Source organism: Variovorax jilinensis (genome assembly GCF_030316885.1).
GTDB lineage: Bacteria > Pseudomonadota > Gammaproteobacteria > Burkholderiales > Burkholderiaceae_C > Variovorax > Variovorax jilinensis.
This window is the reverse complement of record NZ_JASZYQ010000001.1, coordinates 1,078,048-1,095,582: the sequence shown is the minus strand read 5'-3', so window position 1 is coordinate 1,095,582 and position 17,535 is coordinate 1,078,048. Positions and strand designations below refer to the sequence as shown.

22 protein-coding genes are annotated in these 17,535 nt (G+C 68.8%); 15 read left to right on the top strand and 7 right to left on the bottom strand.

The window, feature by feature from the left end; genetic code table 11:
• Window positions 1–41 precede the first annotated feature (41 nt).
• From QTH87_RS05280 to QTH87_RS05270, 3 genes are read left to right on the top strand one after another with little or no spacing between them, the layout of a single operon-like run.
• A complete protein-coding gene (locus tag QTH87_RS05280; protein ID WP_286607476.1) occupies window positions 42–188 on the top strand; it encodes a hypothetical protein in 147 nt (48 codons plus the stop codon).
• On the top strand, window positions 185–472 hold the full coding sequence (locus QTH87_RS05275) for a VF530 family protein (protein ID WP_286607475.1): 288 nt from the start codon (window positions 185–187) through the stop codon (window positions 470–472). The genes QTH87_RS05280 and QTH87_RS05275 overlap by 4 nt, the downstream gene beginning before the upstream one ends.
• A complete protein-coding gene (locus QTH87_RS05270; protein ID WP_286607474.1) occupies window positions 469–750 on the top strand; it encodes a 2Fe-2S iron-sulfur cluster-binding protein in 282 nt (93 codons plus the stop codon). Before QTH87_RS05275 ends, QTH87_RS05270 begins: the two co-directional genes overlap by 4 nt.
• 35 nt (window positions 751–785) lie before the next feature.
• On the opposite strand, the gene QTH87_RS05265 is transcribed toward QTH87_RS05270, so the two are convergent.
• Complete coding sequence (locus tag QTH87_RS05265) at window positions 786–1,964, bottom strand: MFS transporter (protein ID WP_444812752.1); 1,179 nt, start codon at window positions 1,962–1,964, stop codon at window positions 786–788.
• Window positions 1,965–2,078: 114 nt separating this feature from the next.
• Between QTH87_RS05265 and QTH87_RS05260 the strand changes: the two genes are divergently transcribed.
• Window positions 2,079–2,717 carry an RluA family pseudouridine synthase gene (locus QTH87_RS05260; RefSeq protein ID WP_286607471.1) on the top strand — a complete coding sequence of 213 codons (639 nt, stop codon included), beginning with the start codon at window positions 2,079–2,081 and terminating at the stop codon, window positions 2,715–2,717.
• 26 nt (window positions 2,718–2,743) lie between these two features.
• Here QTH87_RS05260 and QTH87_RS05255 read toward each other — a convergent pair whose 3' ends face one another.
• The 5 genes from QTH87_RS05255 to egtB all read right to left on the bottom strand — a co-directional run bounded on the left by QTH87_RS05255 (window position 2,744) and on the right by egtB (window position 6,599).
• On the bottom strand, window positions 2,744–3,190 hold the full coding sequence (locus tag QTH87_RS05255; RefSeq protein WP_286607470.1) for a universal stress protein: 447 nt from the start codon (window positions 3,188–3,190) through the stop codon (window positions 2,744–2,746).
• A 111-nt stretch (window positions 3,191–3,301) separates the two neighbouring features.
• Window positions 3,302–4,042 (bottom strand): 2OG-Fe dioxygenase family protein, encoded by a 741-nt coding sequence (locus QTH87_RS05250; protein WP_286607469.1) that lies wholly within the window; start codon window positions 4,040–4,042, stop codon window positions 3,302–3,304.
• Window positions 4,039–4,320: a DUF427 domain-containing protein gene (locus tag QTH87_RS05245; RefSeq protein WP_286607468.1), complete on the bottom strand. Its 282-nt coding sequence runs from the start codon at window positions 4,318–4,320 to the stop codon at window positions 4,039–4,041. Before QTH87_RS05245 ends, QTH87_RS05250 begins: the two co-directional genes overlap by 4 nt.
• 39 nt (window positions 4,321–4,359) lie before the next feature.
• On the bottom strand, window positions 4,360–5,349 hold the full coding sequence (gene egtD, locus QTH87_RS05240; protein ID WP_286607467.1) for an L-histidine N(alpha)-methyltransferase: 990 nt from the start codon (window positions 5,347–5,349) through the stop codon (window positions 4,360–4,362).
• Window positions 5,349–6,599 carry an ergothioneine biosynthesis protein EgtB gene (gene egtB / locus QTH87_RS05235; protein ID WP_286607465.1) on the bottom strand — a complete coding sequence of 417 codons (1,251 nt, stop codon included), beginning with the start codon at window positions 6,597–6,599 and terminating at the stop codon, window positions 5,349–5,351. The genes egtD and egtB overlap by 1 nt, the downstream gene beginning before the upstream one ends.
• 179 nt (window positions 6,600–6,778) lie before the next feature.
• On the opposite strand from egtB, the gene QTH87_RS05230 reads away from it, so the two are divergent.
• Window positions 6,779–8,134 carry an NAD(P)/FAD-dependent oxidoreductase gene (locus QTH87_RS05230; RefSeq protein ID WP_286607463.1) on the top strand — a complete coding sequence of 452 codons (1,356 nt, stop codon included), beginning with the start codon at window positions 6,779–6,781 and terminating at the stop codon, window positions 8,132–8,134.
• A 9-nt stretch (window positions 8,135–8,143) separates the two neighbouring features.
• Here QTH87_RS05230 and QTH87_RS05225 read toward each other — a convergent pair whose 3' ends face one another.
• Window positions 8,144–9,835: a long-chain fatty acid--CoA ligase gene (locus QTH87_RS05225; RefSeq protein ID WP_286607461.1), complete on the bottom strand. Its 1,692-nt coding sequence runs from the start codon at window positions 9,833–9,835 to the stop codon at window positions 8,144–8,146.
• A 201-nt stretch (window positions 9,836–10,036) separates the two neighbouring features.
• Between QTH87_RS05225 and QTH87_RS05220 the strand changes: the two genes are divergently transcribed.
• The 10 genes from QTH87_RS05220 to QTH87_RS05175 all read left to right on the top strand — a co-directional run bounded on the left by QTH87_RS05220 (window position 10,037) and on the right by QTH87_RS05175 (window position 17,482).
• Window positions 10,037–10,477 (top strand): OsmC family protein, encoded by a 441-nt coding sequence (locus tag QTH87_RS05220; protein WP_286607460.1) that lies wholly within the window; start codon window positions 10,037–10,039, stop codon window positions 10,475–10,477.
• A 55-nt stretch (window positions 10,478–10,532) separates the two neighbouring features.
• A complete protein-coding gene (locus tag QTH87_RS05215; RefSeq protein WP_286607459.1) occupies window positions 10,533–11,501 on the top strand; it encodes a Bug family tripartite tricarboxylate transporter substrate binding protein in 969 nt (322 codons plus the stop codon).
• Window positions 11,502–11,575: 74 nt separating this feature from the next.
• Window positions 11,576–11,899 carry a hypothetical protein gene (locus tag QTH87_RS05210; RefSeq protein WP_286607456.1) on the top strand — a complete coding sequence of 108 codons (324 nt, stop codon included), beginning with the start codon at window positions 11,576–11,578 and terminating at the stop codon, window positions 11,897–11,899.
• Between the two features lie 230 nt (window positions 11,900–12,129).
• On the top strand, window positions 12,130–12,927 hold the full coding sequence (locus tag QTH87_RS05205) for a GntR family transcriptional regulator (RefSeq protein WP_286607455.1): 798 nt from the start codon (window positions 12,130–12,132) through the stop codon (window positions 12,925–12,927).
• Window positions 12,924–13,715: a transporter substrate-binding domain-containing protein gene (locus QTH87_RS05200; RefSeq protein WP_286607452.1), complete on the top strand. Its 792-nt coding sequence runs from the start codon at window positions 12,924–12,926 to the stop codon at window positions 13,713–13,715. The genes QTH87_RS05205 and QTH87_RS05200 overlap by 4 nt, the downstream gene beginning before the upstream one ends.
• Before the next feature lie 10 nt (window positions 13,716–13,725).
• On the top strand, window positions 13,726–14,388 hold the full coding sequence (locus QTH87_RS05195; protein ID WP_286607450.1) for an amino acid ABC transporter permease: 663 nt from the start codon (window positions 13,726–13,728) through the stop codon (window positions 14,386–14,388).
• A 7-nt stretch (window positions 14,389–14,395) separates the two neighbouring features.
• Entirely contained in the window at window positions 14,396–15,049 is a 654-nt protein-coding gene (locus QTH87_RS05190; protein ID WP_286607448.1) for an amino acid ABC transporter permease, read from the top strand.
• Window positions 15,033–15,827, top strand: coding sequence for an amino acid ABC transporter ATP-binding protein (locus QTH87_RS05185; RefSeq protein ID WP_286607447.1), 795 nt, complete (start codon window positions 15,033–15,035; stop codon window positions 15,825–15,827). Before QTH87_RS05190 ends, QTH87_RS05185 begins: the two co-directional genes overlap by 17 nt.
• Before the next feature lie 48 nt (window positions 15,828–15,875).
• Window positions 15,876–16,466, top strand: coding sequence for a YceB family lipoprotein (locus tag QTH87_RS05180; protein ID WP_286607445.1), 591 nt, complete (start codon window positions 15,876–15,878; stop codon window positions 16,464–16,466).
• On the top strand, window positions 16,463–17,482 hold the full coding sequence (locus QTH87_RS05175; protein WP_286607443.1) for a glycerophosphodiester phosphodiesterase: 1,020 nt from the start codon (window positions 16,463–16,465) through the stop codon (window positions 17,480–17,482). The genes QTH87_RS05180 and QTH87_RS05175 overlap by 4 nt, the downstream gene beginning before the upstream one ends.
• Window positions 17,483–17,535: the final 53 nt, after the last annotated feature.

Genomic DNA, 17,535 nt, shown 5'->3' with positions numbered 1-17,535 from the left:
TTGCCTCCACATTTGCATTTGCATCATCCCCGGAGAACCTCATGGCCAAGAGTCAGCAGCGCAGCACCAAGGAAGCCAAGAAGCCCAAGAAGGACACGACACCGCCGAAACCGGTCGGCGCCGGCATCGAACCCGTGCGCACGATCACCACGGCGGTGATCCCGCGCGGCAAGCTCAAGAACAAGTGACCCAGGCCGGCGAGCCCGGCGCGGCCGCCGCGAAGCAGCCGCGCAACCCGTTGCACGGTCTCACGCTCGAGGCCATCGTGACCGCGCTCGCCGCGCACTACGGCTGGGCCGGGCTCGGTGAGCGCATCCCGGTGCGCTGCTTCACGAGCGACCCGAGCGTGGCGTCGAGCCTGAAGTTCCTGCGCAAGACCCCCTGGGCGCGCGAAAAGGTCGAGAGCCTCTACCTGTTCATGCTGCGCGAAGAGCGTCGGCAGCAGGCGGCGTCGCGCACCCGCGGCGAATGAAGGCCCACATCACGCCCGGCGGCTTCGACTTTGCCACCGAAGCCGGTGCCACGCTGCTGCAATCGGCCGAGGCGGCCGGCATCGAACTGCCGAGCTCGTGCCGCAACGGCACCTGCCGCACCTGCATCTGCCAGCTGGCGGCGGGCGAGATCCGCTACCGCATTGAGTGGCCCGGCGTGAGCGCCGACGAGAAGGCCGAAGGCTGGATCCTCCCGTGCGTGGCCGAGCCCCTGGGCGACGTGACGCTCGACGTGCCGCACGCGTTCACCGTCTTCTGACGAGGGGCACACGGCGGCGACACCCGGCGGCGTCGCTAGCCGGGCCGCACCAACCTGTCCCGCTGCGCCAGCGACGGAAAGAGCCGGAACCAGGCCAGCGCCACGATCACCGTGCCTACGCCGCCCAGGACCACCGAGCCGACCGGCCCGAGCAGCGCGGCGGTGGCGCCCGACTCGAATTCGCCGAGCTGGTTGCTGGCGCCGATGAAGATCGAATTGACCGCGCTCACGCGGCCTCGCATCGCGTCGGGCGTCTCGAGCTGCACCAGCGTCTGGCGGATCACGACATTGACCATGTCGGCGCCCCCCGAGATCGCGAGCGCGATCAGCGAGAGCACGAAGCTGCGCGACAGTCCGAAGACCACCATGCAGAGGCCGAACACGCCCACCGCCAGCAGCAGCGTGCGGCCCACGTGGCGCTCGACCGGCCTTCGCGTGAGCAGGATCGACATCGCGAGCGCGCCCACGGCCGGCGCGCCGCGCAGCAGGCCCAGCCCCCAGGGGCCGGTGTTCAGGATGTCCTTGGCGTAGATCGGCAGCAGCGCCACCGCGCCGCCCAGCAGCACCGCGAACAGGTCGAGCGAAACCGCGCCGAGCACCGGCTTGCGCTTCCAGATGAAATCGACGCCGGCCAGCACCGTGGCCACCGTCACCGGCTCGCGTGGCGGTGCCGTGTGCCCATAGCGCAGCCGCAGCACGAGCGCAGCCGCCAGGACGAAGAAGGCCAGCGAGGCGCCGTAGACCACGCCCATCCCGGCCACGAAGAGCAGCCCGCCGAGCGCGGGCCCGCCGATGATCGCGCCCTGCATCCCGGCCGAGCTGAAGGCCATGGCGCGCGGGAGCATCAGCGGCGGCACCAGCAGCGGCGTCAGCGCCTGCTGGGCCGGCATCTGGAAGGCGCGCACCGCGCCCAGCACCAGGGACAGGCCGAGCAGCAGCGTGCGCGTGTCGTGTCCGAAGGCCACCGCCAGCAGCAGGACCAGCGCCACCGCGCCCTGGGTCGCGAAACAGGCCGCGACGATGCGGCCGCGATGGCGGCGGTCGACCACGTGGCCCGCGAGCAGCGCCAGCAGCAGCGCCGGCACGAACTGGTAGAGGCCGACCAGGCCCAGGTCCCAGGCGCTCGCCGTGAGTTCGTACATGTGCCAGCCGATCGCCACCATCATCATCTGGCTGGCCGCGGTGCCGAACAGGCGCGCCACCCACAGACGCATGAAGGGCCGCTCGCGCGTGAGGTCCGAGAAGGTTGCGGGGGTCTGGGAATCGGGCGCGGCAGGCATCGCGACGAGGATAGCCGAGCGGGTTCGGACCTAGACTCCAGCCTCGCGATGACCGACCTGCAAGCCCTCCACGTAGACCCTCACCTGCTGGTGCTCGAGAAGCCGGCCGGCCTGCTCTGCGTGCCGGGCCGCGGCGAGGACAAGCAGGACTGCCTGAGCGCCCGTGCCCAGCGACAGTGGCCCGATGCGCTGGTGGTGCACCGGCTCGACATGGCGACCAGCGGGCTCGTGCTGATGGCGCGCAGCCCGCAGATGCAGCGCGCCCTCGGCGACGCCTTCGCCACGCGGCGCGTGCACAAGCGCTATGACGCGATCGTCGACGGGCTGTTGCCGGACCACGGCGAGTGGTCGCTCATCGACGCGCCGCTGGCGGCCGACTGGCCGCGCCGGCCGCTGCAGAAGGTCGATGCCGCGGGCAAGCCCAGCCAGACCCTGTGGCGGCTCGCGCGTGCACTGCCGGAGCGCCATGCAAGCCATCTGTGGCTCGAGCCGCTGACCGGCCGCAGCCACCAGCTGCGCGTGCACCTGCTGTCGATCGGCCATCCGATCCTCGGCGATGCGTTGTACGGAAACGATGACATACGCGCTCGCGCGCCGCGCCTCCTGCTGCATGCGAGCCGGCTCGGCTTCGAGCATCCGGCGGACGGCAGGCCGATGTGCTTCGAGAGTGCGCCGCCCTTTTGCTGAGTTCGCCTGAGTCGCTTGCGTTCGCGTCAGTTCAGATCGCCGCGCACCACGAGCACCGGGCAGCGGGCTTCCTGCAGCACGCGCTGCGTGACGCTGCCGAGCAGCAGCTTCTCGATGCCCGTGCGTCCGTGCGAGCCCATCACGATCAGGTCGGCGCCGATGGCGATCGCGGTGTCGACGATGCCTTCGTGCACCACGTGGCCGTCGATCACGCGTTGGTCGCTGTGCAGGCCCTCGGCGGCCAGCGCCGCGACACCGCGCGCGAGCGCCGCGTTGGCGCTGCTGGTGGCGGCCGCGAGATATTCGTTCTGGCCCAGCGCATAGTCCGCGCCGACGCCGATGAAGGGGTAGTTGTCCACCACATGGATGAGCGTGATGCGGCTGCCGAACGCCAGCGCCAGCCCGCTGGCCTTGCTGACCGCGAGCATCGAGGTGTCGGACCCGTCGATCGGGACCAGGATGTGATTGAACATGGCAGACCTCTTTGATTCTCTACAGGGCTCGCCGGAAGCGAGTCGGGACCCGAATTTACATCCAAGCCGCAGGCGGCGGCTGTAGGACGCCCGCGAACGGCGCGCGGTTGCTCAATCGCCCTGGAAGCCGTTCGCCCGGCAGGTCACGACCAGCGTGTCGCGCCAGCCCGGCTCGCCCTCTACCAGCGGCTGGATCGGCGTCGACTCGTGGATCACGCGCGCGTCGTCCAGCAGCAGCAGCGTCCATGGTTCGGTGAGCGTGAAGCGTTCGCCGCGCCGGCCCTCCGCCTCGAACACCCGCGTCTCGCCTCCCTTGACGTTGTGACGGCCGACGAGCGCCACCGCCACCAGGTCGACCCCATCGCGGTGCGCGCCCTCGGGCGTCGGCCGGCCGATGCCGTCGGTGGTGTCGATCCGAAACTGGTGCGCCTCGACGAACCAGGGCTGGGCGTCGCGCAGGCCGCTGGCGGCGCCGCCCAGCGAGCGCATCAACGCCTGCCAGACCGGCGTCGCCACGGTGCCGGCCTCCATCGGCGCGAACCAGCGCTGCATGCCACCGTGCAGCGCGTTGTATTCGACCGGTTGCCAGTGGGCGCGATGCGGAACCTGCTCCAGCGCCTCGCCGTCCGCACGGAAGCACGCATGGCGCCGCGTGCGGTAGCGGCCGCCGTCCTTCAGATAGTCATCGGGGGGAAGCCGGCCCCAGTCGCCGTGCAGCGCCTCGAGTTGGGCGAGCGGCGCCCCGAGCCATTCGGCGACGCCCTGCGGGCTGAGCACCGCATAGCCGTCCTGGCGCAGCGTGGCAACGAGTCGGTCGGGGGGAGTAAAAGGCGGACTGAACGCAGCATTCACTGCGTCACCTTCACGTCCTTCCAGAAGGCGACGCGGTTCTTGACTTCTTCCGCCGCGGGCTTGGGATCGGCGTAGTACCAGGCGGCATCGGTGTGCAGCTCTCCGTTCACCAGCAGCGAGTAGTAGCTTGCGGTGCCCTTCCAGGGGCAGGTGGTCTTGTGGTTGCTGAAGGTCACGTAGTCGCGGTTGAGCGAATCCATCGGGAAGTAGTGATTGCCTTCGACCAGTACCGTGTCGTCGCTCTCGGCCACGGTGACGCCGTTCCAGACTGCTTTCATTCGAGGTTCTCCGGTGCCCGCCACAGTGGGGGCGTGCCGCTATTGTGCCGCGGGTGCCTGCAGCCAATGGACGGAGAACAGCCGGTCGGGATCGGTCCACACCGCGCCCGGCCGGAAGCCTGCCTTGAGCGCCAGCGAGCGCAGGCTGTCGATCGTGAACTTGTGCGAGTTCTCGGTATGCAGCGTCTCGCCCTCCGCGAAGTCGAAGGCCTGGCCGTCGAGCGTCACGGTCTGCGGGCGGCGGCTCACGAGGTGCATCTCGATGCGGCGCTGCGGCGAGTTGTAGAAGGCCGCGTGCGTGAAGCCGTCGAGGTCGAAGTCGCAACCGAGTTCGCGGTTGGCCCGCCGCAGCAGGTTGAGGTTGAAGGCTGCGGTGACGCCTTCGGCATCGTTGTAGGCGGCATGCAGCAGGGCCGGGTCCTTCACGAGATCGACGCCGATCAGCAGTCCGCCGCCGCGCAGCAGGCGCTGCGCGAGCTGCAGAAAGGCCAGCGCCTCGTTGGGCGTGAAGTTCCCGAGCGTCGAGCCCGGAAAGAAGCCCACGCGCTGACCGGCGCCCTTCTCGCGCGCGGGCGGCAGCACCAGCGGCATCGTGTAGTCCGCCACCACGGGCTGCACCGCGAGGCGCGGATAGTCGGTGCGAAGGCGTGCGGCCGCCGCCTCGAGATGTTCGCCCGAGATGTCGATCGGCACGTAGCGCCGTGGCGCCTCGAGCGCATCGAGCAGCAGCCGCACCTTGGTCAGCGAGCCCGCGCCGAACTCGATGATCTCGGCGTCGGGACCGATCTGCCCGGCGATCTCTTCCGCCGATTCGGTGAGGATGCGCAGCTCGGTGCGCGTCGGGTAGTACTCGGGCAGCTCGCAGATGCGGTCGAACAGCGCCGAGCCCTCGACGTCGTAGAAGAACTTGGGCGAGATGCTGCGTGTCTCGAGGCTGAGGCCGGCATGCAGTTCGCGTGCGAAATCCGACAGCGGCGCGGCGCGCTGTGCGGCGCGAAAGGCGTGGAGGTTGAATGCGGGAGTGCCCATCAGAGGTCCTTCGCGAGCCGCAGCCCCGAGAATTGCCAGCGCGCGGCCGGCGGAAAGAAGTTGCGGTAGCTGCGGCGCGTGTGCCCTTCGGGCGTCGCGACGCTGCCGCCACGCAGCACCAGCTGGCCGACCATGAACTTGCCGTTGTATTCGGCCGCCACGCCCGGGAGCGGACGGAAGCCCGGATACGGGTCGTAGGACGAGCGCGTCCATTGCCACACGTGTCCGCTCATCTGCCGGATGCCGGGCAGGTCGTGCGCGGCCTCCCATTCGAATTCGGTCGGCAGACGGGCGCCGGCCCATTCGGCATAGGCCGCTGCCTCGAAGAAGCTGAGCTGCGACACCGGTGCCTCGGGCTCGAGCGGACGCAGGCCGTGCAGGCCGAACACCTGCCAGCCCGCGGGGCCGCCCTCGTGAGCCCGACGCGGGTCGTCCGGCGCCAGCCAGTAGGCAGGCGCTCGCCAGCCCTGCGACTGCACCGCGGCCCAGCCGTCGGACAGCCACAGCTCGGGGCGCTGGTAGCCGCCGTCGGCCACGAACTGCGCATAGTCGCCGCAGTTGACGAGCCGGTCGGCGATCGCGTGCGGACGCAGCAGTGCCTCGTGGCGCGGCAGCTCGTTGTCGAACGCGAAGCCCGCACCGTCATGGCCGACCTCGACCACGCCGCCGGGCTGCTCCAGCCACTTCATCGCGGGCGTCGAACCGGCGAGCCGCAGCGCAGGGCCGGCGGGCGCGCGATAGGCCGGCAGCAGCGGATTGCACGACAGCGCATGCAGGATGTCGGTGAGGATCAGCTCCTGGTGCTGCTGCTCGTGATGCAGCCCGAGCGTGAGGATGGGCTCGATCACGGCCCATTGCGCCGAGCCTTCGGCCTGCTCCAGCAGCTGCAGCACGGCATGGTCGACATGACGGCGGTAGTCGTGAACCTGGTCGATCGAAGGCCGCGTCAGCAGCCCGCGTTGCGGTCTCGGATGGCGCGGTCCGAGCGCTTCGTAGTAGGAGTTGAAGAGGTACTGGAAACGCGGGTCGAAGCCAAGGTAGCCGCTCGCATGGGGCTGCAGAAGCACCGTCTCGAAGAACCAGGTGGTATGGGCCAGGTGCCACTTGGTCGGGCTGGCATCGGGCATCGACTGGATGCACTGGTCTTCGGGGGACAAAGGCGCCGCGAGCGAAAGGCTGTGCGTTCGCACCGCGACGAAACGATCGCGCAGCGCTTCTGCCGCCGGCTGATCCGGTCGGGTCAGGTTCATGGAGCCTCCAGGTTTTCGGACTTTTGCACATTTAGCCCACGTCGACGCGCCCAGCCCGTAGGACAAGATCGCGCCGCGGCGCGGACCGCCGTCCCACCGGTGGCGGCGGGCTGTGCGGCGAATCGGCCACTTTGGCACAGCCGGAATCTTTCTGCTGGCCGGCTGCGTATCATCCGCCGATGAGCACATCCCCGGCGTCGCAGGCCAACGGCCGCCCCCAGGTCCTGATCATCGGCTGCGGCTTCGGTGGCCTGGAAGCGGCACGCGAACTCCAGAAGACCGGCGTCGACGTCACGATCGTCGACAAGACCAACCATCACCTGTTCCAGCCCCTGCTCTACCAGGTGGCGACCGCCGGCCTCGCGGCACCCTCGATCGCCGCGCCGATCCGGCTGCTGTTCCGGCGCCAGCCCAACATCACGACCCTGCTCGGCGAGGTCGTCGGCATCGACCCGGCGGCAAGGAAGGTCGAACTGGCGGACGGTACCCAGCTGGCCTGGGACCACCTGATCGTGGCGGCCGGCGCCACGGACAACTATTTCGGCAACGACGCCTGGGAGCCGATGGCGCCCGGCCTCAAGACGCTGGCCGATGCCTTCGAGGTCAGGCGCCGCGTGCTCGTGAGCTTCGAGGCGGCCGAGATCGAGACCGATCCGGCCAGGCGCCGCGCGCTGCTGACCTTCGCCGTGATCGGCGCCGGGCCCACGGGCGTCGAGATGGCCGGCACGCTGTCGGAGATCGCGCACCACACGCTCGAGGGCGAGTTCCGCAACATCGATCCCGGCAGCGCCGAGGTGCTGCTGATCGAGGGCGGCCCGCGCGTACTGCAGGCCATGCCGGAGTCGCTGAGCCAGAAGGCCCTCGAGCAGTTGCAGAAGCTGGGCGTGCAGGTGCGGCTCAACGCGCGCGTCACGGCGATCGACGAGACCGGCCTGGTCGTGAGCTCACCGTTCAGCGACGGCGGCGCCGGGCTGGGCAGCCACCGCATCGACTGCGGCTGCGTGATCTGGGCCGCGGGCGTCGCCGCCTCGCCGCTGGGCCGCCTGCTGGCCGCCGCCACCGGCGCCGAGACCGACCGCGCAGGCCGCGTGAAGGTGCAGCCCGACTTGAGCCTGCCCGGCCGGCCCGACATCAGCGTGGTCGGCGACCTCGCGGCCGCCATGAGCCATGCGCCCGGCAAGGAACCGAAGCCGGTGCCCGGCGTGTCGCCCGGCGCCAAGCAGATGGGGCGCGCGGCAGCGGCCAACGTGCTGCGCCGCATCGCGGGCCAGCCTACCGAGCCCTTCCGCTACCGCGACTACGGCAGCCTCGCGACCATCGGCCGCAACTCGGCGGTGGTCGACATCGGCTCGCCCTTCGGCCCGCTGCGTTTCTCGGGCAAGCTCGCGTGGCTGTTCTGGCTGTTCGCCCACATCTACTTCCTGATCGGCTTTCGCAACCGATTCGTGGTGCTGATGGACTGGGCCAGCGCCTACTGGAGCTTCCAGCGCCACGCACGGGTGGTGGCAGACGTGCAGGCGCCGCGCAAGGACTAGCGCTCGGCCTCAGCCCTTGCCTTCGGCCTCCTGCAGCAGCCGCCACATCACCTTGCCGCTGCCGCTCTTCGGCAGCGCGTCGACGAACTGGACCGCACGCGGAATCTTGTAGACCGCCATGTTCTCGCGGCACCAGTCCATGATCTCTTGCGCGGTCGTGTCCTTATGCGTCTGGCGCAGCACCACCACGGCCTTGACCGACTCGCCGCGGTAGTCGTCCTTCATCGAGATCACGCAGGCTTCCTGGATCGCGGGATGGCGGAACATCAGCAGCTCCACCTCGGCCGGCCAGACCTTGAAGCCGCTCGCGTTGATCATGCGCTTGAGCCGGTCGGTGATGAAGAAGTAGCCGTCCTCGTCCATGCGGCCCATGTCGCCGGAGCGGAAGAAGCGCTGGCCCTCGAAGTCGATGAAGGCCGCCGCGGTCGCGTCGGGCCGCTTCCAGTAGCCCTCGAAGACGCCCGGGCCGCGCATGATGATCTCGCCCGATTCGCCGACCGGCACCTCGACCAGCGTATCGGGGTCGATCACGCGCGCGTCGGTGCTCATGTAGGGAATGCCCAGGCACTGCTGCTTGGGGTTCTCGAAGGGGTTGGCATGCGAGGGCGCTGCCGTCTCGGTGAGGCCGTAGCCTTCCTGGTACTTGAGGCCGAACTGCTCCAGCAGGCGCTGCGCCACGGCCTGGGGCATCGCGGCGCCCCCGCCGCCGATGTAGACGAGGCTGCCGAGGTCGTAGCTGGCGAAATTCGGACTCGCCATGAGATCGATCACCATGGTCGGGATGTTGGTCCAGCTCGTGACCTTGCGGCGCGAGATCAGGCGGCCCGCCACGTCGCGGTCCCAGCGCGGCATGATGACCAGCGTGCCGCCGACCAGCACGGCCGTGTGCATCATGCTGACCACGCCCGTGATGTGGAACATCGGCACCACCGCGAGCACCACCATGTCGGCCGACCCCAGGCCCCAGAGCTGGCCCGCGCAGGCGTTGTGCATCAGGCTCGAATGGTTGTGGATGCAGCCCTTGGGCAGACCGGTGGTGCCGCTGGTGTAGGGCAGCAGCGCCATGTCGTTGGCGCCCACCACGTGCTCGGGCGGCGCATGGCCGGCGCCGAGCGCGTCGGTCCAGCTCATGACGGCGCCATCCTGCAGCGTCGGCAATGGATGGCGCGTGAGCAGCCATTCGCGCCAGGCGGCGGCCGGCGCCTCGTCGCCCTCGATCGCGGGATCGAAGGCGTCGGTGAACTGCGTGACGATCATGTGCGCGAGCCGGTCCTTCGGATCGAGCGCGTTGCTGGCCTTGGCCAGCTCGGGCGCGAGGTCGCCCGTGGTGATCGCGAACCTGGCGTCGGGGTCGGTGATGTAGTGCTTGAGCTCCTCGGCCCGGTTCATCGGGTTCACGGGCACGACCACCGCGTTGGCGCGCAGGATCGCGAAATGCGCGATCACGAGCTGCGGGCAGTTCTGCATGTCGAGGATCACGCGGTCGCCGCGCTTCACGCCCAGCGCATGCAGCGTGCCGGCCAGGCGCTCGGCCTGCGACTCGAACTCGGCATAGCTGATCTCGCTGCCGAAGAAGACCAGCGCAGCCTTGTCGGGATAGCGCGCGGCGTTGACCGCGAGGTTGTGCCACAGCGACGTGGCGGGCACGGTGATCGAATGAGGCAGGCGCTGAGGCCAGAACTTGTAATGCGGGCGATCCATACAGTCTCCAGAGAGCGACCGAGGGTACTTGGCGCTCGCCGCCCGCTGCACCGGGGAAGCCCGCACAAGGTCACCTCCGCGACTCGCGCGCGAAGGCGCGGCCGATGGAGCGCACCGGAATTGCCCCCTTCGGCCGACAGACGCGGCGGCCGATCTGCCGTACAACCGCAGACTTTCATCCACCACCACCGAGGAGCTTCCATGGCAGCAGACAAGCACGCGAGCGTTCACTGGGAAGGCGCCGGCAAGACCGGCAAGGGCCTGATCTCCACCGAGACCGGGGCGCTCAAGGACTACCCCTACGGCTTCGCCAGCCGCTTCGAGGACGACCGGCGCGGCACCAATCCCGAGGAGATCCTCGGCGCCGCGCATGCCGGCTGCCTCACGATGGCCTTCGCGTTCGCGCTCGAAGGCGCCGGCATCACGGCGACATCGATCGACACCAAGGCCGCGGTGCGCCTGGCCAAGGACGGCCCGGGCTTCAAGATCGACCGCATCCAGCTCGAGCTCGAGGCCGTGGTGCCCGGCATCGACGAGGCAAAGTTCCAGGAACTCGCCAAGGGCGCCAAGGAAGGCTGCCCGCTGTCGAAGGCGCTCGCGAGCGTACCCGAGATCAGCTTCAAGGCCACGCTCAAGAGCTGAGACGGCAGCGCGGGCGGCGCTGCTTATGATCGTCGCCACAAGAACAGGAGACGACATGAACATCGCCCGCAAAGGCATCGCCGCTGCATTGCTGGGGCTCGCGGCTTCGGCCGGCGCCCTGGCTGCATTTCCCGACAAGCCCATCAAGGTGGTCATCGGCTTTCCGGCCGGGGGTCCGCTGGACCAGCATGCGCGCCTGCTGACCGACCGGCTGCAGGCCGTGCTGGGCCAGCCGATCGTGATCGACTACAAGCCCGGCGCCGGTGGCTCGGTCGGCGCCGAGTCGGTGGCCAAGAGCGCGCCCGACGGCTACACGCTGATGCTCGCCAACACCGGCGTCGCCGTGATCAACGGCGCGCTCTACACCAAGCTGCCCTACGACACACTGCGCGACTTCACGCCGATCGCGCGCACCGCGATGCAGCCGCTGGCGTTGCTCGTCACGCCCAAGCTGCCGGTCACCGACCTGCGGCAGTTCGTGGACTACGCACGCAGCCGCCCCGGCCAGCTCAACTACGGATCGGCCGGCAACGGCGGCATCAGCCACCTGGTGCCCGAGATGTTCAAGAGCGCGACCGGCCTCTTCATGGTCCACATCCCCTACCGCGGCAGCGCACCGGCGTTCACCGACCTCATGGGCGGCCAGGTGCAGTTCATGGCCGAGTCGATCCCGCAGGCCGCCAACTATCACAAGCAGGGCAAGGTGCGCGCCCTGGCCGTGACCAGCGCCACGCGCAACCCGGCGTTGCCCGACGTGCCCACCGTCATCGAATCCGGCATCAAGGGCTTCGAGGTGGTCGGCTTCTATGGCTTCCTTGCGCCCGCCGGCACGCCGAAGGACGTGATCGCGAAGCTCAGCGACGCCTTCAGGACCGTGCTGACCAGCCCCGAGGTGCGCGAGCGCATGGTGAGCCAGGGCGCGGACCCGGCCTTCCTCGGCAGCGACGATTTCGCGAGATTCCTGGTCGCCGAAACGCCGCGCTGGGCGAAGGCCGTCAAGGCCTCTGGCGCGAAGATGGATTGAGCCGCCGGGAGGCTCGAAGGCCTACAACTTTCGACAGCTTCCCCGATGCGTTTCATGTAAACAGAATGCCTTACATGGAACACCTGAACTTCTCCGGCCGACGCGAGGTCGACACCGATGGGCTGTTCGGCATGCGGCGCCTGCGCCTGCCTCCCGAGCAGCAGGCGGGCAGCAGCGTGTCGACCGCCGCACGCGAACGTCCGCCCTCGCCCCTGACGCCCGCGGAAATGGCGCAGGTCGCCCAGGCCTGGCGCCGGCGCGCGGACGGTTCGTCGCTGAGGGTCGCCGAAGTCCTCGAGGACCTGGCCGCGCGGCGCGCGCCCGAACCGGTGCCAACGCCCGTTGCCCGGCGGCCGAAAACCGTGGTGCAGCGGATTTCCGAGTTCATGGGCCTCTGATCGGTGCGAAATGAAAGCCAAAGAAGTACGTTGCGTCAGGTAACAGTCAGCGATCGTCGACTTATTCACACACAACGAGGCGCAACAGCGCGAAAATCACCTCGCTAGTTATTGCTGCAAGTGCAATCAAGGTTCGGCCCGCCTCGTGCGGGCCTTTTTTTCGGCCTGTCGCCCAGCCTTGCACCAAACTCTTGCATACAAGATGGCATGAAAGCTGCTGATGTGCAGGCATGTCCATCACCGCTCCCGAAATCAGTGCACGCATCGTCGAAGCGGTGATGGCGCAGAAGCTCGCGCCCGGCGCCCGCCTCGGCGAGCAGCAGCTGGCGATGCTGTTCGACTGCAGCCGCACGATCGTGCGCGAGGCGTTGACCCGGCTCGCGGCCCGCGGCATCGTCACCGTCAGCGCGCGCCGTGGCTGGTTCGTGATCGAGCCTTCGCACGACGAGGCGCGCGAGGCCTTCGAGGCACGACGCGTGATCGAGTCCGGCCTGATCCGCAGCGTCGGCACGATCGACAAGAAGGCGCTGCGCTCGCTCAAGGAGCACCTCAAGCGCGAGAAGGCGGCGCTCAAGGACAGCGACGTCGGCACGCGCAGCTATCTGCTCGGTGACTTCCACGTCTGCCTGGCCGAATGCCTGGGCAATTCGCTGCTGGCCGACACGCTGCGCGACTTCACGGCGCGCACGACGCTGATCGCGATGCTCTACCAGTCCTCGCACGACGCCGCGCAGTCCTGCGAGGACCACGTGCGCATCGTCGCCGCGCTCGAGCGCGGCGACACCGCCGAGGCCGAGGCGCTCATGAGCGCGCACATCGGCACCGTGCAGTCGGCACTGCGCGTGCAGACCCAGACCGATCCGCTCGCGCAGCTGCGCGATGCACTGGCACCGATGCAGGGCGCCACCGCACCTGCCAGGCCAGAGGCACAGCTCTTGCGTACCGCCTCCTCCAGGCGCGCCCGCAAATCCCCCGCACCCGACCCATCCCCAGACGATTCATCGACCTACCTAGGAGCCCTGTTATGAAGCCCACCCAGCGCACGCTCGCTTTCGCCCTCGCCACTGCCGCCCTGTTCGCCACAGGCCTCTCGCACGCCCAGAGCGCGCTCGACAACGTGATGAAGGCCAAGGTGATCAAGATCGCGGTACCGGTCGACTACCCGCCCTACGGTTCGGTCGACAAGACCATGACGCCGCAGGGTCTGGACGTCGAGATGGCACAGCTGATCGCCAAGAAACTCGGCGTCAAGGTCGAGCTGGTGCCCGTGACCAGCGCCAACCGCATCCCCTACCTGCAGACCCGCAAGGCCGATCTCGTGATCTCCACCCTGGGCAAGAACGCGGAGCGCGAGAAGGTGATCGACTTCTCGTCCGCCTACGCGCCCTTCTTCCAGGCCGTGTACGGGCCCAAGACGGTTGCCATCAAGAGCTTCGCCGACCTCGGCGGCAAGACCGTGGCCGTGACCCGCGGCGCGATGGAGGACCAGGAACTCGCCAAGGTCGCGCCGGCCACCCTCGAATACAAGCGCTTCGAGGACAACAACGCCACCATCGCGGCCTTCGTGGCCGGCCAGACCCAGACCCTGGCCACCAGCGCCGCGGTCGCGGGCGACATGATGGAAAAGAATCCGAAGCTCGGCGCCGAGTACAAGCTGCTGCTCAAGGACAGCCCCTGCTTCGTCGGCATCGCCAAGGGCGAGGATCCGCTGAAGGCCAAGGTCAACGAGATCATTGCCGAAGCGCGCAAGGACGGCACGCTCGACACGATGTCGAAGAAGTGGCTCGGCCGCCCCATCGGCGACCTGCCGGTCTGATCGGCCCCAGATGGGCATCGAATTCGACTTCGGCGCCGTCCTCGGCGAGTGGCCCCTGATCGTCAGGGGCGTGCTCTGGACCCTGGGCCTGACGGCGGTCTCGACCGTGATCGGCATGGTGGTCGGCGTCGCCTGCGCCTGGTCGCGCGCGAACGGGCCGACATGGCTGCGCTGGGTGGTCGGCAGCTACGTCGAGCTGATCCGCAACACGCCCTTCATCGTGCAGCTGTTCTTCATCTTCTTCGGACTGCCCGCGGCCGGCTTCAAGCTTTCGCCCGAGGTCGCCTCGGTGATCGCGATGGTGCTGAACCTCGGCGCCTACGCGACCGAGATCATCCGGGCCGGCATCGAGGCCACGCCGCGCGGGCAGATCGAAGCCGCCGTGAGCCTGGCACTCAACAAGCTGCAGGTGTTCATGCGGGTGGTGCTGCCGCCCGCGATGAAGAAGGTGTGGCCGTCGATGGTGAGCCAGATCATCATCGTGATGCTGGGCTCCGCCGTGTGCAGCCAGATCTCGACCGAGGAGCTGAGCTACGCCGCGAACCTGATCCAGAGCCGCAACTTCCGCGCCTTCGAGGCCTTCATCATCGCCACGGTGATCTACCTTGCCCTGTCGGTCGGCGCGCGGCGCCTGTTGAACTGGGTCGGGCCCAGGTACTTCTTCGGACGGTGAGGCGCACATGAACGATTTCTCCCTCTGGGACATCCTGCGCAATCTGCTGCTGGCGCTGCGCTGGACCGTCGTGCTGTCGATGATCGCCTTCGTCGGCGGCGGCCTGGTCGGCGCCCTGCTGCTGTTCGCGCGGCTGTCGGGCGGCCCGGTGGTCGACCGGCTGATCGGCCTCTACGTGCAGGTCTTCCAGGGCACGCCGCTGCTGATGCAGCTGTTCCTGGCCTACTTCGGCCTGGCGCTGTTCGGCATCGACGTCTCGGCCTGGACCGCGGCCTCGCTGGCGCTCACGCTCTACACCAGCGCCTACCTGGCCGAGATCTGGCGCGGCTGCGTCGCCTCGATCCCCAAGGGCCAGTGGGAAGCCTCCAGCAGCCTCGCGCTGAGCTTTCGCGAGCAGATGCGCCACGTGATCCTGCCGCAGGCCAAGCGCATCGCGGTGGCGCCCACCGTGGGCTTCCTGGTGCAGGTCATCAAGGGCACGGCGCTGGCCTCGGTGATCGGCTTCATCGAGCTCACCAAGGCCGGCAGCATGATCTCCAACGCCACCTTCAAGCCCTTCGTGGTGTTCAGTTGCGTCGCCCTTCTTTACTTCGTGCTGTGCTTTCCCGTAAGCCTCTACGCCAGAAACCTCGAGAGGAAAATCAATGTCGCTCGTCGCTGAAGCCCCCGTGTCCGGAACCGCCCGCACGCTCTCGCCGACCGCGGCGCCCATCGTGCGCATCACGGCGCTGCGCAAGTCCTACGGGACCAACGAGGTGCTCAAGGGCATCGACCTCGAGGTCAAGCGCGGCGAGGTGATCGCGATCATCGGCAAGAGCGGTTCGGGCAAGAGCACGCTGCTGCGCTGCATCAACGGGCTCGAGGTGTTCCAGGAAGGCTCGCTCACGGTCGACGGCAAGCCGCTGCTGCACGACAGTGCGATGGCGATGCGCGAGCTGCGCCAGCACGTGGGCATGATCTTCCAGGGCTTCAATCTCTTTCCCCACCTGACGGTGGGCCGCAACGTCATGCTGGCGCCCACCCTGGTCAAGAAGCGCAGCGGCATCGAGGCCGCCTCGCAGGCGCGCAAGCTGCTCGCGCGCGTGGGCCTGGCCGAGAAGTTCGACGCCATGCCCGACCAGTTGTCGGGCGGCCAGCAGCAGCGGGTCGCGATCGCGCGCGCGCTCGCGATGGAACCGGCCGTTCTGCTGTGCGACGAGATCACCTCGGCACTCGACCCCGAGCTCGTGGGCGAGGTGCTTCGCGTGGTCGAGTCGCTGGCGGTCGAGGGCATGACGCTGCTGATGGTGACGCACGAAATGCATTTCGCACGCAAGGTGAGCGACCGCGTGATCTTCATGCACCAGGGCCGCGTGCACGAGATGGGGCCGCCCGCGGAACTCTTCGGCAACCCGCGCACACCGGAACTGCAACAGTTTCTTTCATCGCTGCAGGACTGAGCCTCGATCGGCAGGGAACCCCGCGTGCTGTGGCAAGCTCGGAGTTCCATGCATGACCGCACGTCCTCCTCCCCTACCGGCACTGCGCGCCGCCTGCTCCTGCGGGCCCTGATCGGCGCTGCCGCACTGCCCGCGCCGCTCGCCGCATGGGCCGGCTTCAATTTCTTCACCAGCGAATACACGGCCAGCCGCGACGAGTTGCAGGCGCAGGTCGCCAAGCGCTTTCCGGTGCAGCAGCGCTATGCGGAGCTCTTCACGGTGGCGTTGCGCGATCCGCAGCTCGCGCTCGATGCACGCAGCAATCGGGCCGCGATCACGGCGGTGCTGTCGATCGCGAGCCCTCTGCTCAGGCAGCAGTCGGTCGAGGGCGTGGTCACGGTCAGCAGCGCGCTCAAGTACGACGCCGCCAACCGCGCCCTGCGGCTCGATCGCCCGCAGGCCGACCGCATCGAGCTGCAAGGCCTGGGCGGCCGGGACGCCGAGCGGCTGCAGCAGATCGGCGCGATCGTGGCCGAGGAACTGCTGCGCGACCAGCCGCTGCGCACCTTCAGGCCCGAGGAACTCACGGTCGGGCGCAAGACCTACGAGATCGGCGCCATCACCGTCCAGCAGGACGGCATCACGGTGGAGCTCAAATGAGTCTTCTTCGATCGATCCCGCACCCGATGCGGCCGCGCCGTATCGCGCTGTTGATTCTGCTGCCGCTGGCACTCCTGGCCGGCTGCACCGTGCAGCGCGGCGCCGGTTCGCAGTCCTTCGACCTGCAGGCCCACCGCGGCGGCCGCGCGCTGGCGCCCGAGAACACGCTGGCAGCCTTCTCCAACGCGATCGCGCTCGGCGTCACCACCCTCGAGCTCGACATCGGCCTGAGCGCCGACGACGTGGTCGTGATCTCGCACGACACGGTGCTGAACCCCGACCACACGCGCGATGCCTCGGGCGCCTTCCTGAAGGCCAAGGGGCCGTCGATCCGTTCGCTGACGGTGGCGCAGCTGCAGGGCTACGACGTCGGCCTGATCGATCCCGCGAGCAGCTACGGCAAGCCCTTTCCGCACCAGCTGTCGCGCGACGGCGAACGCATCCCGACGCTGGCCGCGCTGTTCGCGCGCGTCGACGCGCTCGACGCGCGCAAGGTGCTGTTCAACATCGAGACCAAGCTCGATCCCTCGCGTCCCGAGGAAACCGCCACACCCGAACAGATGGTGCGCGCATTGCTGGCCGAGATCGACAAGGCCGGCATGGCCGGACGCGTGACGGTCCAGAGTTTCGACTGGCGCTCGCTGGCGCTGGTCGGCCAGCAGGCGCCGCGGCTGCCGCGGGCCTACCTCACGAGCGCCCGCACGCTCAAGGACAGCCGCTGGACGGCGGGACTGCGCATCGAGGACTTCGGCTCGGCCCCGCGGCTCGTGAAGGCCGCCGCGGGCGACGGCAAGGGCCGCGTGATCTGGTCGCCGGCCCATGCGGAGCTGACGCCGGCACTGCTGCAGGAGGCCCATGCGCTGGGCCTCGCCGTGCTGCCGTGGACCGTGAACCAGCGCGCCGACATGACGCGCCTGCTCGACTGGGGCGTCGACGGCATCATCACCGACGACCCCGCGCTGCTGCGCGAGGTGCTGGCCGCTCGCGGTGCCACGCTGCCGACCCCGGGGAAATAGGGCCCCCACGCTCCCTCACTTCGTGTGGTCGCTGCCCCCCGAGGGGGAAGCCG